Raw genomic sequence first — 18,362 nt, 5'->3', positions numbered from 1 at the left:
TGACGGGATGAAACTGCCCAAACAGGCGGCACGCCTCTACCACAACCGCTTCACTGCAAACCCATCGAACAGCGCTTCGTTCGAGACCAGCACCATGTCCTCGGCCTGGGCCTGGGCGATCAGGAGGCGGTCGAAGGGGTCCTTGTGGGGAACGGCCATGCCGCCGGCGAGGCGGGCGTGATGGACGGTGATGGGGAGTTCGGCGAAGCCCTGCTGCGCGATGATGCTCTCGAAATCCCGCGCCAGCAGGGCCGCGCCGGGCAGCTTGCCGATGCGGTGCTTGGTGGCGACTTCCATGGCCGAGGCGGCGCTGACCAAGACCGGGTTGGCCTCGTCCGCGATGGCCTCGCGGGCGCGGGGGCTCAGCGCAGCGTCGCCCGCCAGCCACCAGATCAGCGCATGGGTATCGAGCAGCAGCCTCAACCCAGGCTCCAGCCGGCCAGTTCATCCTCGGGCAGCGGCTCGTCGAACCGGGCGTCCATGGCGATCTTGTCCTTGAGCGCGCCGAACTGGCGGCGTCCGCGCGGGTTTACCGGAACCAGCCGCACCGCCGGCACATTGCCGCGCGCGATCACCACATCGCCGCCCGCGAGCGCATCGGCGATCAGGCGGGACAGATTCGTCTTGGCATCGTGAACCGAGAACTGGGCCATGGGCGCCTCCTTGGCTAACTATATAGCTAACCGGACTGCGCCGAACAAGGGTGCCCCGCTCAAGCCTCGCCCGGCGTCCACGCGATCGTCCGCGCCTCGCGCCGGCGCATGGTGCTGCGGGCAATCCGGCCGATCAGCATCCACAGGCCGGGATAGGTCGCGCCGGCATAGGTGGAGCCTTCGCCGAAGCGTTGGCTCAGGCGGCGGTGGGCTTCGGGGAGGGCGTGGTAGGGCAGGCTGGGGAGGAGGTGGTGGGTGGCGTGGTAGCGCAGGCCGACCGGCGCCCACAGTTCGGCCCAGATGCCAGGCGGGGGCACGTTGACCGAATCGAGGTATTGCGCGGTCACAGTCATCTGCTCGCCTTCGTTCTGCCACAGGTGGGCGACCAGGGTGCGGAGCTGGTTGAACAGGGCGACGGCGGAAACCACGCACAGGCCGGTCAGCAGCGGGCGCCAGCCATAGCTGGCGGACAGGGCCAGCAGTGCCAGCGCCCAGGCCGCGCCGCCCAGTTCCTGCCAGAACACCATGCGGGCGAATAGACCTTCCGGCGGGCGGCGGCGGAAGGCCGGGTTGATCGAGAGCGCCGAGGCCCGCGCCCAGATCAGCCGGCGCAGCGGCGCAATGACCACGCCCAGCGGCACCAGCACGGCAAAGCGGAAGAGCAGTGCGAAGGGCAGGGCCAGGGCGATCAGGATGAAGCCGGGCAGCGAGAGCGGGGTCATCAGGGCCAGCGGCAGGTATTCCGGATCGTCGGCCGTGCCATAGCGGGTGCGCGCGTGGTGGAGGGTGTGGACGCCTTCATACATGAACGAGGGGGTAAGCAGTGGAATGCCGACGAGGCTGTTCCACGCGAACCGGAAGCCGGGCAGGGCATCGCGGTGGATGTGGGTGAGTTCATGGATGAACAGCAGCGCCCGGTAGAGCGCCAGCACGGCCAGCACGGCGCAGGCGGCGGCCTGCCAGCCGGTCAGCAGGATCGCTCCGGCCAGCGCGCCATAGCCCACGCTGGCCGAGCCCAGCATATCGGGCCAGTAGAGCGCGGGCCTGGCGGTGGAAATGTCGCGAGTCAGCTCGGCGGCGGCGCGCAGCATCGCCATGTCATCGGGAAGCGGGGTGCCGGCCGGCTGGCTTGGCGGAAATGCGGGCGAATTCATCCAGTTCGTTCCAGATCCCGACCCTTGCGCCGGGGCCGGCGCGGTCACTTCAATTGCGTTGGCGCACATTGCCGCAGTTGACAAGCTGGCAGGCTGGCGGACAGGGCACATTGACCTTGAACAAGGAGAGTGCCGTGGCTGCGACTGAGATTACTATCGTTCCGGTCACAACCAAGGCTGAACGGGCGACCTTTGTCGATCTCGCCTATCGGCTCAATGCCGCCGATCCCAACTGGGTGCCGCCGCTCCGGATGGAGGCGATGGAGCTGGTCACCCCCGGCAAGAACCCGTTCTTCGAACACGCCACGGTCCAGTATTTCCTCGCCCGGCGCGGCGGCGCGGTGGTGGGGCGCATTTCCGCCCATATCGATCACCTCGCCATCGCCATGTCGCCCGAACAGGGCATGGGGCCGGGCGTGGGCAACTGGGGGATGCTGGAGGCCACCGACGAGGCCTCGGCCCATGCCCTCATCCGAACCGCTGAGGACTGGCTGCGCGCCAAGGGGATGACCCGGGTGCTGGCGCCGCTTTCCATGTCGATCTGGGAGGAGCCGGGCCAGCTGGTGATGGGCTTCGACCATCCGCCCACGGTGATGATGGGCCACCAGCCGGAACGCTACCGCGACTGGATCGAATCCGCCGGCTACGTGCCGGCCAAGACGCTCCACACCTATGAGCTGGACATCACGAAGGAATTCCCGCCGCTAATCCAGCGGATCATCCAGTCGGGCGAGAAGAACGCGCGGATCCGCATCCGCAACGTGAACAAGAAGAAGTTCGGCGAGGAAGCCCGCCTGATCCTCGACATCCTCAACGATGCCTGGTCGGACAACTGGGGCTTCGTCCCCTTCACCGAGACCGAGATCGGCTATGCCGGCAAGAAGTTCAGGCCGATCGTCCACGAGGACCTGATCATGGTCGCCGAATACGATGGCGAGCCGGTGGCCTTCATGATGACCGTGCCCGATCTCAACGAGGCGATCCAGCCGATGGGCGGCAGGCTGCTGCCGTTCAACTGGATCAAGCTGCTGGCCTGGCTCCGCAAGCCCAAGCCCCGCACCATGCGGGTGCCGCTGATGGGGGTCCGCAAGAAGCTGCAAAGCTCGCGCCTGGCCAGCCAGCTGGCCTTCATGATGATCGAATATATCCGCCGCAACGCGATCACCCGCTATGGCTCGACCCGGGGTGAGATCGGCTGGATCCTGGAGGACAACCAGGGAATGGTGGCCATCGCCGATGCGATCGACAGCCACATCAACAAGACCTACGTGATCTACGGCAAGCCGCTCTGATCCCAGCCAAGGACCGCCGGCCATGAAGCACACGCGCCACCCCTTGCGGCTGTTCCTGGGCCAGCGGATCGCGCCGCCGCGGTTCCTGGTGTTCCTGCTGCTGCTGCCATCGGCGGCCTGGGCCATCCACGGCTGGCTCGCCCGCGACTGGCCGACCGCGCTGGCGCTGGGCTTCGATGTTGCCGCCGGGGTGTTCCTCGCCTCGCTCCTGCCGCTGGTCCTGCGCCACGAGGCCGAGGCGATCCGCTGCCGCGCCGATGCCAATGATGCCAACCGGGTGGTGGTGCTGGTGGTCAGCTCGGTGCTGACCGTGGTGGTGATGGCGGCCATCGCCGGCGAACTGGCCGGCGCGCGCTCGGGCGATATGGCCGCGATCGCCGGCCTGATCGCCACCCTGGTGCTGATCTGGCTCTTCGCCAATGCGGTCTACACCCTGCACTATGCCCACGAATACTACTCGCCCGACCGGACCGCCGCCGACCGGCGCGATCGGGGCGGCCTCGAATTTCCCGGCACCCCCGAACCCGGCTACCGCGATTTCGCCTATTTCGCCTTCACCCTGGGCATGACCTTCCAGACCTCGGACGTGGCGATCACCGCCACCCGCATTCGCGCCGTCGCGATCCTGCACTCGTTCGCCGCCTTCGTCTTCAACATCGGGGTGATCGCCTTCACCATCAACGTGCTGGGCGGCGCGGGCTGAACGGCCGGAAGGTGCAAATTTGGACCTTCGTCACTGTTGCAGCGCAGCAGGAGCGGGGCTAAGCGCCGGATTCTCTCCAAACGGCCGCGCGCTGCGCCGCCGCAACTGCCAATCGGCGGAACTGTCCGCCCCAAGTGAAGGTACCCCATGCGCATCGACATGATTCCCGTCGGCGAAAATCCGCCCGAGAGCCTGAACGTGGTCATCGAGGTGCCGGTCGGCGGCGAACCGGTGAAGTATGAATTCGACAAGGCGAGCGGCGCGCTGTTCGTGGACCGGATCCTGCACACCCCCATGCGCTATCCGGCCAACTACGGCTTCATCCCCCACACCCTCTCGCCCGATGGCGATCCGCTCGATGCGCTGGTGATCGCCCGTTCGCCCTTCGTCCCCGGCTCCGTGGTCCGCGCGCGCCCGATCGCCGTGCTGAACCTGGAAGACGAGCATGGCGGCGACGAGAAGCTGATCTGCGTCCCCGACGACAAGACATTTCCCTACTATTCCGACGTGGCCGAGAAGGGCGACCTGCCCGAGATCGTGCTCCAGCAGATCGAGCACTTCTTCACCCACTACAAGGACCTGGAGAAGGAAAAGTGGGTGCGCGTGGGCAAGTGGGGCGGCGCCGACGATGCCAAGCGCATCACGCTGGAAGCCATCGAACGGGCCAAGCAGGCCAAGGCGGCTTGATTTGATGGGGGAAAGGCCATCCGGCCTTTCCCTCGGCACCGGCCCTCTCCGCCGGCGCGACCTCCCGACAGGATACACCAGGCGGGTGGTCGGGCCGGGGGAGTGGGCCGGTGCCGCAAGCCCCTGACGGATGCGAGGGGCGCACCCGGATAAAAACTCAGGCGGGCAAAGGCGCCTTCCGGCAGCCTGTCTTACTCCCCGTCCTGCTTCCATCCCCAGAACAGGAAGCAGGGCATCACGTTGAGCCACTCGAATCCGCTGTCGATCCGCTGGAAGTGGCGGGCCATGAAGTCGCGCGCCTTGGCGGTGAACTGGTAGACGAGGAAAGCGCCGCCCGGGCGCAGCACCCGGTGGGTGGCCGCCGCGATCGCCGGGCCGACGCCTTCGGGCAAGGTCGAGAAGGGCAGGCCCGACAGGACATAGTCGGCATGATCGTGGCCATGGGCGCGGACGATTTCCTCCACGTCCGCCGCCGAACCCAGCACCGGGACGAACCGGCTGTCGGTGATCGTGCGGCGCAGGTAGTCGATGTAGAGCGGGTTGGTGTCGATCACGATCAACTGGCCGTCGCGGCGCAGGCGATCCAGCACCGGGCGGCAGAAGGTGCCCACGCCCGGGCCATATTCCACGAACAATCGGCATTCGTCCCAGTCCACCGGGGCCAGCATCTTGCGGACGGTGAAGCGCGAGGAGGGGATGATCGAGCCGACCATCACCGGATGGCGCAGGAATCCTTCGACAAACACGCCCCACGGCCCCAGCATCCGCTTGACCCGGCGCTTGATGGATTGCGGCAGCGCCTCGCGGGCAAGCTCGGAAGAGGTCATCTGGGCAGTCGGTCCCGGTCAATCGTCTGGGATTTCGGCGGATTGCAAATTTGCCGCCACTTGGCAAGCGGCGAGGCGGCCGGAAGGGGCCGGCTGTCCCGCTTCGATGCGGCGAGCCGAGCGCGCTTGCCGACCGGCCGTTGTCCCCGGGCCGTTGTCACTCGCCCGCGCCGGGCGCCCCGGCATCATCGGCCGGTGCGTCGGTCGGTGTATCGGGTGCCGCTTCGGCCGGCGCGGGCGGGGCCACCGGGCCGGTGATCCGGCGCACCGCGGGAATGATCCGCGGATAGACTCCGCAGCGGCACAGGTTGGTCACCGCCTCGGCGATCTCGGCGTCGGTGGGGCGGGCGTTGCGGGTGAGCAGTCCGGCCAGGGCGATGGCGATCCCGGGCGTGCAGAAGCCGCACTGGATCGCCTGCTCGTCGATCAACGCCTGGAGGACGACATGGCGGCCCGTGCCGGGCGCGCGGCGGGCCAGCCCCTCGATGGTGGTGACGCTGCGCCCCTCGGCCTCGGCCATGGTGAGCGTGCAGGAGGGCAGCGGCTGGCCGTCCACCAGGACCAGGCAGGCCCCGCACTCGCCGACGCCGCAGCCATATTTGGTGCCGGTCAGCCCCGCGAGGTCGCGCAGCGCCCACAGCAGCGGCAGCGCGGGATCGGCGGCAATGTCCACCGGCTGGTCGTTGAGCACGAGACTGGCCATGCCCGCTTCCTAGCCTTTCGGCAGCCGCCCCGCCAGTCGCGGTCGGGTGCGGCGAGCGCGTCCGGGCATAAATCCGGACGCCTATTGGTGTGGGCGAAAGATTTAATTTACCATTTTGCTTAAGAGATGGCGGTGGAGCTTAGGGAAACCCACCAGTATGCAGCTGATCGATACCCTTTCCGCCGGCGAGCGCGTCGGCGCCCATGCCGCGGCCGGCCCGATCGCCGTGTCGATCGTGATGCCCTGCCTCAACGAAGCCCAGTCGCTTGCCCATTGCGTGGCCAATGCCCGCGAGGCGCTTGCGCGGATCGCGGCGGCCCACGGCCTGGCCGGCGAGATCGTCATCGCCGACAACGGCTCGATCGATGGCAGCCAGGCGATTGCCGAGGCGATGGGCGCACGGGTGGTCCCGGTGACCGCGCGCGGCTATGGCGCGGCGCTGATCGGGGGCTTCAACGCCGCGCGGGGCCGCTATCTCGTCATGGGCGATGCCGATGGCAGCTACGATTTCAACGACAGCGTGGGGATGATCGGCCGGCTGGTGGATGGCGCGGACCTGTGCATGGGCTCGCGCTTCAAGGGCGGGATCAAGCCGGGCGCCATGCCCTGGAAGAACCGCTACATCGGCAATCCGGTGCTCACCGGCATCCTCAACCTGTTCTTTCGCTCAGGGATCGAGGACGCCCATTGCGGCCTGCGCGCGATCCGGCGCGAGGCCTACGAGGCGCTGGGGCTGGAAAGCACCGGCATGGAATTCGCCAGCGAAATGGTGATCAAGGCCTCGCTCAAGGGCATCCGGGTGGATGAAGTCCCGGCCACGCTCTCCCCCGACCTGCGCGACCGCGCCCCCCACCTGCGCCCCTGGCGCGACGGCTGGCGGCACCTGCGCTACCTGTTCATGCTCAGCCCCACCTGGGCCTTCGGCGTGCCGGCGGCCCTGCTGGCCGGCGCGGGCTGTGTGATCCTGGCCATGGAACTGCTGTGGGCATTCGGCCTGATCCCTGGCCCGGTCCGGTTCGGCCAGAACTGGGCGATCGTCGGCGCGTTCTCGGTAACGACCGGTCATTTCGCCGCCCTGGCCTCGCTGGCCGGGCACATCTACAGCGCCCGGCTGGGACATCGGTCCCTTCCACCCCTGGTTCGAAAGGCGGCCCGTGTGCTGACGCTTGAACATTCTCTGGTCTTCGGTGGTCTGCTGGTTCTCCTGTCGGTCGCCGGCCTCGTCACCATCGGTGTCCACTGGTCGCTGGCCGGTTTCGCCGCACCCCATTCGGTGCTCCCGCTGATCCTGGCGACCGTGGCCGGGGCGGTTGGCGTCCAGACCATGCTGGCCGGCTTCCTTCTGGCCCTGCTGGCGGGCCACGGCGGCCGGTTCGTCGAGCTGCCGGCGAACGACTGACATGGCGCAGGGCCGCGAACCGAATCTTGCCGGAGCTAAGACGGGGGACTTCCCGGTGAAGGAGAGCCAACCGGCAATGCCCCGCCCGGCGCTGGCCCGGCCGCGGATTGCCGTCCTCCTCTCGACCTACAACGGCGCGGTCTACCTTCCGGCCCAGCTCGAAAGCCTGCGCGCACAGCAGGACGTCTCGGTGGTTCTCCATGCCCGCGACGATGGATCGACCGATGAAACCTGTGCCATCCTGCGCGGCCAGGCCGATCGCTGGCCGGCCCTGGCCACGCTTGCGCCGAGCGAGAACCTGCGGCCGGCGGCGAGCTTCCTGCGGTTGCTCGAGACCGCGCCGGACGATGCTGATTACTTCGCATTCTGCGACCAGGACGACGTCTGGCTGCCCACCAAGCTGGCTCGGGCGGCTGCAGCTCTGGCCGGAGTGGAGGGGCCGGCGCTTTACTGTTCCAATTTCACTTGCGTGGATGCCGATCTCGCGGTCCTGGGCACCCCAGCCCCGCACCGCGATGCGCGCCTGCGCCACCTTATTTTCGAGAACATCGCCACCGGGTGCACGGTGGTGATGAACCCGGCCGCGCGTGATCTCATCACCAGCGCCCGGCCGGCGTCCGGCGCGGTGATGATGCACGATTGGTGGTGCGCGCTGGTGATCGCCGCCCTGGGGACCGTGATCTACGATCCCGAACCGAGCCTGCTCTATCGCCAGCATGGCGGCAACGTGGTTGGGCTTCACGCCAACTGGGCGGCCCAGAAGCTGCGGCAGGCGGTGCGCCTGGTGCGCGAACGCGAAGCGGTTTACCCGATCTACGCCCAGGCCAGCGAGCTGCTGCGCCTGTTCGGCGACCGGATGCCAGCGATTCATCGGACCTGCCTGGAACGCCTGGTGGCCACCAGGCGCTCGTGGTTGGCCCGGGCGGCCTATGCCTTGTCGGACCAGATCGTTCACCGCGATCCGCTGGGCAAGGTCGCCGTGCGCGGGTTGATCCTGGCCGGCTGGTACTAGGCCTTGGACCAGTCCACGCAAACGCGCGGATCGGTTCGCCGGTCGCTTGCCTGGACCTACGGGACCCACCTGGTCGTCTTCGCCGTCAGCTTTGCCAGCGCGGTGATCGTCTCCCGCCTGCTCACCCCGCGCGAGTTGGGCGTGTTCGGCGTGGGCATGGCCGTGGCCGCCATGCTGGGCGCCATAAGCCAGTTCGGCCTCGCCAATTACCTCATCCGCGACCACGAGTTGTCGCGCCAGACCATTGCCGTGGGCTTCACGGTCAATGCGCTGGTCGGCCTGGCCGCCGGTGGGCTGCTCCTGCTGCTGGGCACGGCCGGGCAGGCGGTCTTTTCCGATCCGGCGATCGCCCGCACCCTGCGCGTGTTGGCGCTGGTCCCGGTGATCGGGATCTTCGAATTCCTCCCCGCCACCCTGCTCATCCGCGATCGGCGGTTCGGCCAGACCTCGCTGGTGCAACTGGGCAAGGCGATGGTCAACGCGATCACCGTGATCGGATTCGCCCAGGCCGGGTGGGGCTATCTCAGTCCGGCGATTGCCGCCGTGGCCGGGGCTGCTTTCGGGGCGGTCGCGTTCAACATGGTCGGCTTCCGGCATATCAGCTTCCGGCTCTCGCTCCGGGGCGGATGGACCCTTGCGGTCTTCGCGGTCCACATGATGTCGGCTGGCGGGGTGTCCATCCTCGCGCCGCGCCTGGCCGAACTGGTCGTGGCGCAGATGCTCGGGCTTGGCGCGCTGGGCCTCTATACCCGCGCCTCGGGCCTGGCCGCGATGATCTGGGAAGGCGCCTATGGCCTCTCCACGCGGGTGATCTACATCCAGATGGCCGCCGAACTGCGTGAACGCGGAACGCTCAAGCAGACCTTCCTTCATGCCACGCGCCTGCTCATCGGGATCATGTGGCCGGCCATGGCCGGGCTGGCCGTGATATCCGGCCCGGTCGTCCACCTGCTCTATGGCCCGCAATGGGCCGGGGCGGCGCTGCCGCTATCGGCCCTGATGATCGGGCAAGTCATCGCGATCGGCTTTGCCATGAACTGGGAGCTGTGCGTGCTGACCGGGCGGACCGGCTGGCAGGCCCGGATCGAGATCGCGCGCGCCCTGCTGGGGCTGGCCGGCTTCGCCCTGGGGGCGCTGGTCAGCCTCCCGGTGGCGGCCATGGGGCGGATCGTCGATGTCCTGCTCGGCTATGTGGTCTACCGCCCGCGCATGGGCGAGATGGCCGGGGCGAGCGCGGCCGAAGTCCGCGGCGCCTATGCCGGCGGCCTGTGGCTCACCGTGGCGGCCATTGCCCCGGCGGCGGGCGTCATGGCGCTGGCCGGCTGGGCGCCCGAAGTGCCGCTGGCGCGGATCGCGGTGGCCATCGTTGCCGGGGCCGGACTGTGGGCCACTGCCCTGCGTGCCCTGCGCCACCCGCTGTTCGATGAACTGGCCGCCGTGCTGGGGAAGAAGCCGGGCCATGCCCATGGCTGAAGGCCTGCGCCTGCTCATGGTTTCGCACTTCTACGAAAGCCACGGCGGCGGGATCGAGCGCGTGGCGGGCCATCTGGCGCGCGCCCTGGCCGATACCGGACACCGGGTTTGCCTCGCCGCGAGCGCGGCCGATCCGCCGCCGGTCGATCCCCGGATCGATGCCCTGCCACTGGCCTGCCTCGATCCGGCCGAACGGCTGACCGGCCTGCCCATGCCGATCCCCGGCCCCCGCGCATTGGCCGCGCTGGTCCGGGCCGTGCGCGGCGCGGACGCGGTGATCGTCCACGATGCGCTCTACCTCACCTCGATCATCGCCCTGGTCGCGGCGCGCTGGCACCGGCGGCCGGTGGTCCTCATCCAGCACATCGCGGCGCTGGAATTTGCCTCTGCCTCGATGCGCGCCCTGATGCGGCTGGCAACCGCGCTGGTTACCCGCCCGATGCTGCGTGCTGCCGACCGGGTGGTGTTCATCAGCGCGCGGGTGCGCGATGCCTTTGCCGGCATGGGCCTGCGCCGAGCGCCGCTGTTGGTGTTTAACGGCGTGGACACCGCCCTGTTCAACCGCGCCGCCAGCCCCGACGAGGCCGCGCGTCTGCGCCGCGATCTGGCGCTGCCCGCCGCCGGCCCGCTGGTGGCCTTCGTCGGCCGCTTCGTGCCCAAGAAGGGCCTGGCCGTCTTGCGGGAATGCGCCGCGCGGCGGCCGGGCCTGACCTTGGTCCTGGCGGGCAGCGGCCCGATCGACCCGGCCCGCTGGAATCTCGCCAATGTGTGCGTCGCCGGGCCGCTGGACCCGCCGCAAGTGGCCGCGCTGCTGCGCTCGGCCGATGTGCTGCTCCTGCCCAGCGTGGGTGAAGGTTATCCGCTGGTGATCCAGGAAGCCATGGCCTGCGGCCTGCCGGCGATCTGCGGGGAAGACAGCGCGGAGGCCGATCCGGGCGCGCGGCGCTTCCTCCGCCCGGTCAGGATCGACCCCGCCGATCCCGCCGGGACGGCCGAGCGCATCCTGCCCCTGCTCGACCGCGCGCTTGATTCTTCGCTCCGGCCGGCCATGGCGGACTATGCCGTCGCCACCTACAGCTGGGCCGCCATGGCTCGCCAGATCGCGGACGCGCTGGCCGCCCGCTGAGGGTGCGGATCGTTGCGGTGTTGCCGCGCCGGAAAGCCGGCGAAGGACATGGTGCCCGAACGAGCCGGTCACTTGCCCATTGGCGCCGAGCCGGGGCCGCTCTGCTGGGCAGCCATCTGCATCGGGGCCAGGTGTTGCGAGGGGCCGCGGGTGTAGCGTTCGAATTCCTCCATGAACCGGCGGGTCAGGCGCGTCCGTTCCGCGCCGGCAAGGCGCTGCTGGAGTTCGGGGAACCAGGTGCCTTCCTCCTCGAACACGTGGTGAAGCACGGCGCGCTGGATCTGCTCCAGCTTTTCGCGCCAGTCCTTGCCCATCGGATCGAGCCGTTCGAGATGGGCCAATTCCACCTTGGCCGCAGCCTGTTCGTGGTAAGCCGTGGCGGCGTGGCCCTTTTCGCTGTCGGCGATGGCCGGATAGATCACCGATTCCTCGGCGATGGCGTGGCCGGTGAGCAGGACGCCCAGCCGCTTCAGCGCGGCCGTGCGGCTGGGGCCATCGGGCGCGACCATGGCCTGGGTGAAGAAGGCTTCCACCTGGCGATGTTGTTCGAGGATGATGGCGAGCCAGTCGCCATCACCGGCAAAGGTCTGGGCCACCTGGCGGGCATTGGCGCGATCCTGCGCGGATTCGGGCGGGAGCAACGCGGAGGCGAGCTTGTCGAAAATGGACATGGCGGGGTCTTTCCGTTCGCAAATGGGGGATGACCAACCAAGGATCGGCGCGCCGTCCTGTTCCGCAGGTTGGCGCTGCCGGGTCACGTCAGACCATGTTTTCGGGGCGGACCAGCGCATCGAATTGTGCGCCGTCGACCAAGCCGAGCGCCAGGGCCGCCTCGCGCAGGGTCAGCCCCTGGGCATGGGCATATCTGGCGATGCGGGCGGCCTGGTCGTAGCCGATGCGGGGCGCCAGCGCGGTGACCAGCATCAGCGAGCGGCCGACCAGTTCGGCGATCCGCGCGCGGTTGGGCTGGAGGCCTTCCACGCAGCGCGCGGCGAAGCTGTCCATGGCCACGGCGAGCAGGTCAATCGAGCGCAGCAGCGCCGCGCCGATCACCGGCTTGAATGCGTTGAGCTCGAAATGGCCCTGCATCCCGCCCACGGCCATGGCCTGGCCATTGCCGATCACCTGGGCGCAGACCATGGTCAGCATCTCGGCCTGGGTGGGATTGACCTTGCCCGGCATGATCGAGCTGCCCGGCTCGTTGGCCGGCAGGTCGAGTTCGCCAAGGCCGGAACGCGGGCCGGAGCCGAGCAGGCGGATATCGTTGGCGATCTTGTTGAGTGCAGTCGCCAGGGTGGTCAGCGTGCCGCCAAGCTGGACCAGCGGATCGTGGCTGGCCAGCGCCTCGAAGGCATTGGGCGCGGGGCGGAAGGGCAGGCCGGTGAGGCTGGCAAGCTGGGCGGCCATGTCGGCGGCGAAGCCGGGCGGGGCGTTGAGCCCGGTGCCGACCGCCGTGCCCCCTTGGGCCAGCGGCATCAGGTCGGCGTCGATGGCGTGGCCCAACCGCTCGCGGCAGCGCGAAAGCTGGGCGGCATAGCCGGAAAACTCCTGGCCTAGGGTCAGCGGGGTGGCATCCTGCAGGTGGGTGCGGCCGATCTTGACGATGGCAGCCCATTCGCCCGCCTTGTCGGCCAGCGCCGTTTCCAGCCGGGCCAGCGCGGGCATCAGCCGCTGGCTGGCCTCGCGCGCGGCGGCGACATGGAGCGCGGTGGGGAAGCAATCGTTGGAGGACTGCCCGGCATTGACGTGATCGTTGGGGTGGACCGGCGCCTTGCCGCCGCGCCCGGCGCCGAGCAGTTCGTTGGCGCGGCCCGCGATCACCTCGTTGACGTTCATGTTGGTCTGGGTGCCCGAGCCGGTCTGCCAGATCGCCAGCGGGAACTGGTCGTCATGCGCGCCGCGCGCCACCTCGGCGGCGGCGGTCTCGATCGCTTCGGCCAGATTGGGGGCCAGATCGGGGGCGAGCTCGGGAGCCAGGGCGTGGCGACGGTTTACCCGGGCGGCGGCCTGCTTGATCAGGGCCAGCGCATGGACGATCGGCAGCGGCATCCTTTCGCACTGGCCGAACGGGAAGTTCTCCATCGAGCGCTGGGTCTGGGCGCCCCAGTAGGCGCCGGCGGGCACCGCGATCTCGCCCAGGCTGTCGCTCTCGGTTCGGTATTCGGCCATGGCGAGGCAACTCCTTTTCGCGGGCAGGATAACAGAGGGAACAGCCCGGGGGCGAGGGGCGTTCCGCCGGGGACAAGGAGACCCCGCGATGGCCCCGGCCGACCACCTGGTGCTGAACCCGCGCCACATCGATCTCGCCCGCTCGCCGCTGGCCGGGCACCTGGCCGCGGAAACCTATGTGCTGGGCGCCTTCAACCCGGGGTTGACCGTGCTGCCTTCGGGTAACCTGCTGATGATGGTGCGGGTGGCCGAGGCGCTGCGTGAGCCGATCCGCGACGGCATGGTCCACGCGATCCGCCACGAAGAAACCCGCTACGTGCTCGATGCCTGGCCGGTGGACCTCGCCGATACTGCCGATCCGCGCAAGTTCGAGCTGCACGGCGGCGGCTGGCGGATCATGGCCCTGACCTCGCTGTCCTGGCTGCTGCCGGTGGAGCTGACGCCCGACGGGCAGCGGATCGTCGATATCCACTATGCCAGGGCGATCGCGCCGGTGGGGCCGTGGCAGTGCTACGGGATCGAGGATGCGCGGATCAGCCGGATTGATGGCGGTTACCTGATGACCACCTGCTCGGTCAGCCCGGAGCGCCATTCGACCACGCTCTACAGCTCGGACAATGCGCTCGACTGGACCTTCGAGGGGATCGTGCTCGATCACCAGAACAAGGATATGCTGGTGTTCGAAGGGCTGGTGAACGGCAAGTACTGGGCGCAGACCCGGCCACTGGGCGATCTCTATTTCGCCTATCCGCCCGGATCGCCGTGGCGGGCGGGGCCGTCGATCAACCTGGCCACCAGCCCCGATGGCCGGCACTGGCAACCCCATCTCCTGCCCGGCATCCGCCCCCGGGCCGGAACCCTGGCCACGGCGCGCCTCGGCGGCGGCGCGCCGCCGATCCTTACCGAAGTGGCGGGCCGGCGCGGCTGGCTGTCGCTGTGGCACGGGGTGGAGCCCAAGGAGATCGTCGGCATCTACCGGACCTACTGGACCCTGCTTGACGAGCACGAGCCGTGGCGGGCGATCGCCGGCAGCCCGGCGCCGCTGCTGGAAGCCGATCCCGCCCTGACCGAGCCGCTGGACGAGATGATGTATATGCACGGCGTGGTCTTCACCACGGGCATCGTCGATGCCGGGGACCATTTCATCGTTGCCTCCGGCGAGGCCGATCTGGCCTGCCGGATCACCCTCGTGCCGAAATCGGCCTTCCACGACGAGCCGCCGGGCTGACTCTAGTCCGCGATGTCCCAGGCCGGCTTGCGGCCGAGCAGGGTGGCCAGCGCCTTGAGATCGCGCTGCACCCCTTCGTTGACCAATGCGGCATAGGGCTGGCTCACGCTGAGCCGCAGGGTCTCGGCATCCAGCGCGATGCGGCTGCCGGCCAGCGCGGTTTCGGCCCCGCCCGAGAACCGGCGGCACAGGCGCACGGCCAGACCCCAGGCTTGCGCCGTGGCCAGGTCCGCCACTGGGGCGAAGGCGCGCCAGGCCTTGGGCACATCGAGCCGGCCGGTGTTGGCCATGAGCGCGGCGGCCAGCATGGCCCGGCCCCGGCTGTCGATGCCGATCCAGCGCTTTCGCATGGCCCAGCCCACCGCCAGGTCGGCGCGCAGGTTCGGCTCGGCATAGGTCGAGGCAAGGGCGAGGGCGGTGGCGGCGAGCCGCAGCCGCTCGTCGCCGGGGCTGGCCGCGGGCGCGGTCCATTTGGCCACGATCCGCGCGACGGCGGGCGAACAGCCTTCCTGGTCGGCAAAGGCGGCCACGGCGGCGCTCAGCGGATCCTGCGCGCGCGTGGCCGGATCGAGGCTGCCGAACAGCAGCCCTTCGCGCAGCCCCCACGATGAGAACACCAGCCGCGCCGGGGCCATGGTCCGGATCAGCGCGCCCAGCAGGGCCGCGGCGTCGGGCAGGGCGGCGAGGCGGGCGGCGCTGACCCCGGGGATCGGGACCATGGCTTCGGCCGGCGTCGCGGCAAGGTCGCGGGCCAGGGCGCGGGCCTTGTCGGCGGTCAGCTCGAAGCCGTGGGGATCGTCGCTCGGCCAGTCGACCATCTGCATGGCGTGGCGGGCGAAGGAGCGGAACGAGCCGCCCACGAGAAACAGGGTCGGGCCATGCGGGGCGGCCCATTCCGCCTCGGCGAGCAGGGCGCCGACCCTGTCGAGAAAGGCCTTGGGCGTGCCGGCGCGCAGCGCGGCCAGGCGCAGGGTGCCCAGCGGCAGGCTGACCCCGTGGCGGCATTCGGCCCCGACGATGTCGACCAGTTCGAGGCTGCCCCCGCCCAGGTCGGCAACAACGCCATGCGCCCCGGGGAAAGCGCCAAGCACGCCCATGGCGCTGGCCAGCGCCTCCTCCTCGCCGGCCAGTAGGCGCGGGACGAAGCCGAGCCGGGCCACGTCCTCGAGGAACTTGGGGCCATCGGCGGCATCGCGCACGGCGGCAGTCGCCACCAGGTCGACCTCGCGCACGCCCTGGAGATCGAGCAGGCAGCGGTAGCGGGCAAGCGCGGCGAGGGCCGCGGCGACGGCCTTGCGCGACAGGCGCCCGGTTTCGGCCACGCCCCGGCCGAGGCGCGCGGTGACCTTTTCGTTGTGAAGAACGGTCGGCGCGCGGGCCGGGCCGCCATAGACCACCAGGCGCACGGTGTTGGAGCCGACGTCGATGATCGCGCGCGCCCGTTCGTTCGCCCGGAAATCCGCGGCGTCCTTCGCGGGCTCATCCGCCGGCTGCCCGTCGTGCCGTTCCATGCCTTGTCAGCCCTTCACTTCCAGCAGAATCGCCAAGCGGGCGGCGCGGGCCGGGCCGTCATCGGCCTCCACCCCGGCGCAGCGCCAGCTTCGGCACCTTGCGTCCGCTCGCCAAAGCAGCCCCGCGCCCGGAAAGCGAGGGATTGGTCATGAAATACTTGTGGAGGTTGAAGGGCTTTGGGCCATGGTCCAGCCGAGAATAGGAGCCATCGGCGGCCAGCACCCAGCTTTGCTCGGTATCCAGCAGGTTGGCCAGCATGACCTGGTCGAGCACCTGGTCATGGACCGTGGGATTGCGGATCGGCACCAGCACTTCCACCCGGCGATCGAGGTTGCGGCTCATCCCGTCGGCCGAGGAGATGAACACCCGCGCCCGGGCATTGGGCAGGGCGCCGCCATTGCCGAAGGCCCAGATGCGGCTGTGCTCAAGGAACCGGCCGATGATCGACTTGACCGTGATCCGCTCCGAAACGCCCGGCAGGCCGGGCCTCAGGCAGCAGATCCCGCGCACGACCAGCCGCACCTCCACGCCCGCCCGGCTGGCCGCGTAGAGCCGCTCGATCAGGCCTTCGTCGGTGAGCTGGTTGAGCTTGGCCCAGATCGTCGCCGGCTTGCCGGCGCGGGCGCAGGCGACCTCGGCATCGATGCAGTCATACAGCTTGTTGCGAAGGTTGATCGGCGAGATGGCGAGGAACTCGGTCGCCTTGGGCTCGACATAGCCGGTGATGAAGTTGAACAGCGCCCCGGCATCGCGCCCGGCCTTGGGATCGGCGGTGAAGAACGACAGGTCGGTATAGATGCGCGCTGTGATCGGGTGGTAATTGCCGGTGCCGAAGTGGCAATAGGTGCGATAGCCCTCCCCTTCGCGGCGCACCACCAGCGAGATCTTGGCGTGGGTCTTCCATTCGACGAAGCCGTAGATCACCTGGACCCCGGCGCGTTCTAGCTGGCTGGCCCAGAGCAGGTTCTGCTCCTCGTCGAAGCGGGCCTTCAGCTCGACCACGGCGGTGACCGACTTGCCGGCCTCGGCCGCGGCGATCAGCGCGGCGATCACCGCCGATTGCTTGCCGGCGCGGTAGAGGGTCTGCTTGATGGCCACCACGTCGGGATCGGCCGCCGCCTGGCGCAGGAAATCGACCACCACCTCGAAGCTTTCGTAGGGGTGGTGGATGACGATGTCCTTCTCGCGGATCGCCGCAAAGCAATCGCCGTCGTGTTCGCGGATGCGTTCGGGATAGCGCGGGGAATAGGGCGCGAACTTGAGATCGGGGCGCGGTTCTTCAAGGATCGCGGCCAGCCCGGTGAAATCGACCTCGCGGCCCATCTGGAGCACCAGCGCGTTCTCCAGCCCCAGCTGCTCGCGCAAAAGCGTTTCGGCGGCCGGGTCGAAATCCTGTTCAAGCTGGAGCAGGATCACCTTGCCGCGCCGCCGCCGCTGGATCGCCGAGCGATAGTGGCGCACCAGATCCTCGGCGTCCTCCTCGATCTCGATGTCGCTGTCGCGCAGGACGCGGAAGATGCCGTTGCCCAGCACCCGGAAGCCGGGAAACAGGGTGGTGGCGTGCTGGCGGATCAGGTCGGCGATGCCGATCCACACGGCCCGGCTGTCCGGCTGGTCGCCGGGCAGGCGGACATAGCGCGGGAGGGCGGGCGGGATCAGCACCATCTCGGTGATCGGGGTCGCATCGGCTACGCGCTCCAGCGAGAACAGGATGCCGGTGCCCTGGTTGGCGATGAACGGGAAGGGATGGGCCGGGTCGATCGCCTGGGGGGTGATCACCGGCAGCACGTGTTCGGCGAAGTAGCGCGCCAGCCATTGCGCCTCCGGTCCGGCGCAGTGGCCTTCCCCGGCGATGCACACGCCCGCATCGGCCAGCAGGGGGGCGAGCTGTTCGAGGCTGGCCTGCTGGGCGGCGACCAGCGCGCTCACCCCTTCGCGCAGGGCGGCAAGCTGCTGGCCCGGGGTCAGCCCGTCGACCGAGACTTCCTCGATCCGCCGCGCGACCTGGCCGGCGATGCCGGCGACGCGAACCATCATGAATTCGTCAAGGTTGCTGCCCGAGATCGACAGGAAGCGCAGCCGTTCGAGCAGGGGATAGTTGGGGTTCTGCGCCTCGGCGAGGACGCGGCGGTTGAATTCCAGCCAGCTCTGCTCGCGGTTGAAGAACAGCTCGGGATGGCGCGCGTGTTCCCCTTCGGCCACCAGGCCGCTTGTCGCCAGATCGTGCATTGCCTTCTTCAACCCGCCCACCTTGTGCGGCTCCTGCATGGACGGGGGATTGTTACACCCGTGTGACCGCATGGGAAGGGCCGACGGCAGAGCGGGTGGCGGTGCGGGCGGATCGGGCAGAAGTCCTGCCGGGGCGAATGATCGCTCGTTTCGCCAGGGATACTTCGTGCGGGACTGTATGTTCGCCGCGCTATG

General features: G+C 69.1%; 17 protein-coding genes. 8 read left to right on the top strand and 9 right to left on the bottom strand.

Annotation, left to right across the window (positions count from 1 at the left end; genetic code table 11):
• Window positions 1-36 precede the first annotated feature (36 nt).
• Genes ACFOD9_RS01915 through ACFOD9_RS01905 form a run of 3 tightly spaced genes read right to left on the bottom strand, consistent with a single transcriptional unit; the run spans window position 37 to window position 1,807 of the window.
• Entirely contained in the window at window positions 37-423 is a 387-nt protein-coding gene (locus ACFOD9_RS01915) for a type II toxin-antitoxin system VapC family toxin (RefSeq protein ID WP_379508392.1), read from the bottom strand.
• On the bottom strand, window positions 420-653 hold the full coding sequence (locus ACFOD9_RS01910) for a type II toxin-antitoxin system Phd/YefM family antitoxin (protein WP_379508391.1): 234 nt from the start codon (window positions 651-653) through the stop codon (window positions 420-422). Before ACFOD9_RS01910 ends, ACFOD9_RS01915 begins: the two co-directional genes overlap by 4 nt.
• A gap of 59 nt (window positions 654-712) precedes the next feature.
• Entirely contained in the window at window positions 713-1,807 is a 1,095-nt protein-coding gene (locus tag ACFOD9_RS01905) for a fatty acid desaturase family protein (RefSeq protein WP_379508390.1), read from the bottom strand.
• Window positions 1,808-1,941: 134 nt separating this feature from the next.
• Between ACFOD9_RS01905 and ACFOD9_RS01900 the strand changes: the two genes are divergently transcribed.
• The 3 genes from ACFOD9_RS01900 to ppa all read left to right on the top strand — a co-directional run bounded on the left by ACFOD9_RS01900 (window position 1,942) and on the right by ppa (window position 4,489).
• Complete coding sequence (locus tag ACFOD9_RS01900) at window positions 1,942-3,099, top strand: N-acetyltransferase (protein WP_379508389.1); 1,158 nt, start codon at window positions 1,942-1,944, stop codon at window positions 3,097-3,099.
• 22 nt (window positions 3,100-3,121) lie between these two features.
• On the top strand, window positions 3,122-3,802 hold the full coding sequence (locus tag ACFOD9_RS01895) for a DUF1345 domain-containing protein (RefSeq protein ID WP_379508388.1): 681 nt from the start codon (window positions 3,122-3,124) through the stop codon (window positions 3,800-3,802).
• A gap of 147 nt (window positions 3,803-3,949) precedes the next feature.
• Window positions 3,950-4,489: an inorganic diphosphatase gene (gene ppa, locus ACFOD9_RS01890; protein WP_379508387.1), complete on the top strand. Its 540-nt coding sequence runs from the start codon at window positions 3,950-3,952 to the stop codon at window positions 4,487-4,489.
• Between the two features lie 191 nt (window positions 4,490-4,680).
• On the opposite strand, the gene ACFOD9_RS01885 is transcribed toward ppa, so the two are convergent.
• Together ACFOD9_RS01885 and ACFOD9_RS01880 are read right to left on the bottom strand one after the other, a co-directional pair.
• Complete coding sequence (locus ACFOD9_RS01885; RefSeq protein WP_379508386.1) at window positions 4,681-5,316, bottom strand: class I SAM-dependent methyltransferase; 636 nt, start codon at window positions 5,314-5,316, stop codon at window positions 4,681-4,683.
• Between the two features lie 157 nt (window positions 5,317-5,473).
• Entirely contained in the window at window positions 5,474-6,019 is a 546-nt protein-coding gene (locus ACFOD9_RS01880; RefSeq protein ID WP_379508385.1) for a (2Fe-2S)-binding protein, read from the bottom strand.
• Window positions 6,020-6,176: 157 nt separating this feature from the next.
• Here ACFOD9_RS01880 and ACFOD9_RS01875 point away from each other — a divergent pair, with 157 nt between their 5' ends.
• The 4 genes from ACFOD9_RS01875 to ACFOD9_RS01860 all read left to right on the top strand — a co-directional run bounded on the left by ACFOD9_RS01875 (window position 6,177) and on the right by ACFOD9_RS01860 (window position 11,029).
• A complete protein-coding gene (locus tag ACFOD9_RS01875; RefSeq protein WP_379508384.1) occupies window positions 6,177-7,418 on the top strand; it encodes a glycosyltransferase family 2 protein in 1,242 nt (413 codons plus the stop codon).
• 76 nt (window positions 7,419-7,494) lie between these two features.
• The gene (locus ACFOD9_RS01870; protein WP_379508383.1) at window positions 7,495-8,430 is read left to right on the top strand and encodes a glycosyltransferase family 2 protein; all 936 of its coding nucleotides are present in this window, start codon (window positions 7,495-7,497) and stop codon (window positions 8,428-8,430) included.
• Between the two features lie 3 nt (window positions 8,431-8,433).
• A complete protein-coding gene (locus ACFOD9_RS01865) occupies window positions 8,434-9,903 on the top strand; it encodes an oligosaccharide flippase family protein (protein ID WP_379508382.1) in 1,470 nt (489 codons plus the stop codon).
• A complete protein-coding gene (locus tag ACFOD9_RS01860; RefSeq protein WP_379508381.1) occupies window positions 9,896-11,029 on the top strand; it encodes a glycosyltransferase family 4 protein in 1,134 nt (377 codons plus the stop codon). The genes ACFOD9_RS01865 and ACFOD9_RS01860 overlap by 8 nt, the downstream gene beginning before the upstream one ends.
• Window positions 11,030-11,097: 68 nt before the next feature.
• Here the strand turns inward: ACFOD9_RS01860 and ACFOD9_RS01855 are convergent, their stop codons facing one another.
• Entirely contained in the window at window positions 11,098-11,700 is a 603-nt protein-coding gene (locus ACFOD9_RS01855) for a hemerythrin domain-containing protein (RefSeq protein WP_379508380.1), read from the bottom strand.
• Window positions 11,701-11,788: 88 nt separating this feature from the next.
• Window positions 11,789-13,198: a class II fumarate hydratase gene (gene fumC / locus ACFOD9_RS01850; RefSeq protein WP_379508379.1), complete on the bottom strand. Its 1,410-nt coding sequence runs from the start codon at window positions 13,196-13,198 to the stop codon at window positions 11,789-11,791.
• Between the two features lie 88 nt (window positions 13,199-13,286).
• Between fumC and ACFOD9_RS01845 the strand changes: the two genes are divergently transcribed.
• Window positions 13,287-14,426: a glycoside hydrolase family 130 protein gene (locus tag ACFOD9_RS01845; RefSeq protein WP_379508378.1), complete on the top strand. Its 1,140-nt coding sequence runs from the start codon at window positions 13,287-13,289 to the stop codon at window positions 14,424-14,426.
• 2 nt (window positions 14,427-14,428) lie between these two features.
• On the opposite strand, the gene ACFOD9_RS01840 is transcribed toward ACFOD9_RS01845, so the two are convergent.
• Together ACFOD9_RS01840 and ACFOD9_RS01835 are read right to left on the bottom strand one after the other, a co-directional pair.
• Window positions 14,429-15,937 (bottom strand): Ppx/GppA phosphatase family protein, encoded by a 1,509-nt coding sequence (locus ACFOD9_RS01840; RefSeq protein ID WP_379508377.1) that lies wholly within the window; start codon window positions 15,935-15,937, stop codon window positions 14,429-14,431.
• Window positions 15,938-15,995: 58 nt separating this feature from the next.
• A complete protein-coding gene (locus tag ACFOD9_RS01835) occupies window positions 15,996-18,167 on the bottom strand; it encodes an RNA degradosome polyphosphate kinase (protein ID WP_379508451.1) in 2,172 nt (723 codons plus the stop codon).
• Window positions 18,168-18,362: the final 195 nt, after the last annotated feature.

The organism is Novosphingobium bradum (assembly GCF_042646485.1).
Taxonomy (GTDB): domain Bacteria; phylum Pseudomonadota; class Alphaproteobacteria; order Sphingomonadales; family Sphingomonadaceae; genus Novosphingobium; species Novosphingobium bradum.
Note: the sequence above shows the minus strand (reverse complement) of the source record. Positions and strands in the feature narration are given on the sequence as shown.

Bases quoted from the DNA above. Each gene is read 5' to 3' on its own strand.
- ACFOD9_RS01860 (WP_379508381.1), top strand. From the start codon at position 9,896: ATGGCTGAAGGCCTGCGCCTGCTCATGGTTTCGCACTTCTACGAAAGC.
- fumC (WP_379508379.1), bottom strand. From the start codon at position 13,198: ATGGCCGAATACCGAACCGAGAGCGACAGCCTGGGCGAGATCGCGGTG.
- ACFOD9_RS01855 (WP_379508380.1), bottom strand. From the start codon at position 11,700: ATGTCCATTTTCGACAAGCTCGCCTCCGCGTTGCTCCCGCCCGAATCC.
- ppa (WP_379508387.1), top strand. From the start codon at position 3,950: ATGCGCATCGACATGATTCCCGTCGGCGAAAATCCGCCCGAGAGCCTG.
- ACFOD9_RS01910 (WP_379508391.1), bottom strand. From the start codon at position 653: ATGGCCCAGTTCTCGGTTCACGATGCCAAGACGAATCTGTCCCGCCTG.
- ACFOD9_RS01875 (WP_379508384.1), top strand. From the start codon at position 6,177: ATGCAGCTGATCGATACCCTTTCCGCCGGCGAGCGCGTCGGCGCCCAT.
- ACFOD9_RS01845 (WP_379508378.1), top strand. From the start codon at position 13,287: ATGGCCCCGGCCGACCACCTGGTGCTGAACCCGCGCCACATCGATCTC.
- ACFOD9_RS01880 (WP_379508385.1), bottom strand. From the start codon at position 6,019: ATGGCCAGTCTCGTGCTCAACGACCAGCCGGTGGACATTGCCGCCGAT.
- ACFOD9_RS01905 (WP_379508390.1), bottom strand. From the start codon at position 1,807: ATGAATTCGCCCGCATTTCCGCCAAGCCAGCCGGCCGGCACCCCGCTT.
- ACFOD9_RS01835 (WP_379508451.1), bottom strand. From the start codon at position 18,167: ATGCACGATCTGGCGACAAGCGGCCTGGTGGCCGAAGGGGAACACGCG.
- ACFOD9_RS01870 (WP_379508383.1), top strand. From the start codon at position 7,495: ATGCCCCGCCCGGCGCTGGCCCGGCCGCGGATTGCCGTCCTCCTCTCG.
- ACFOD9_RS01840 (WP_379508377.1), bottom strand. From the start codon at position 15,937: ATGGAACGGCACGACGGGCAGCCGGCGGATGAGCCCGCGAAGGACGCC.
- ACFOD9_RS01885 (WP_379508386.1), bottom strand. From the start codon at position 5,316: ATGACCTCTTCCGAGCTTGCCCGCGAGGCGCTGCCGCAATCCATCAAG.
- ACFOD9_RS01895 (WP_379508388.1), top strand. From the start codon at position 3,122: ATGAAGCACACGCGCCACCCCTTGCGGCTGTTCCTGGGCCAGCGGATC.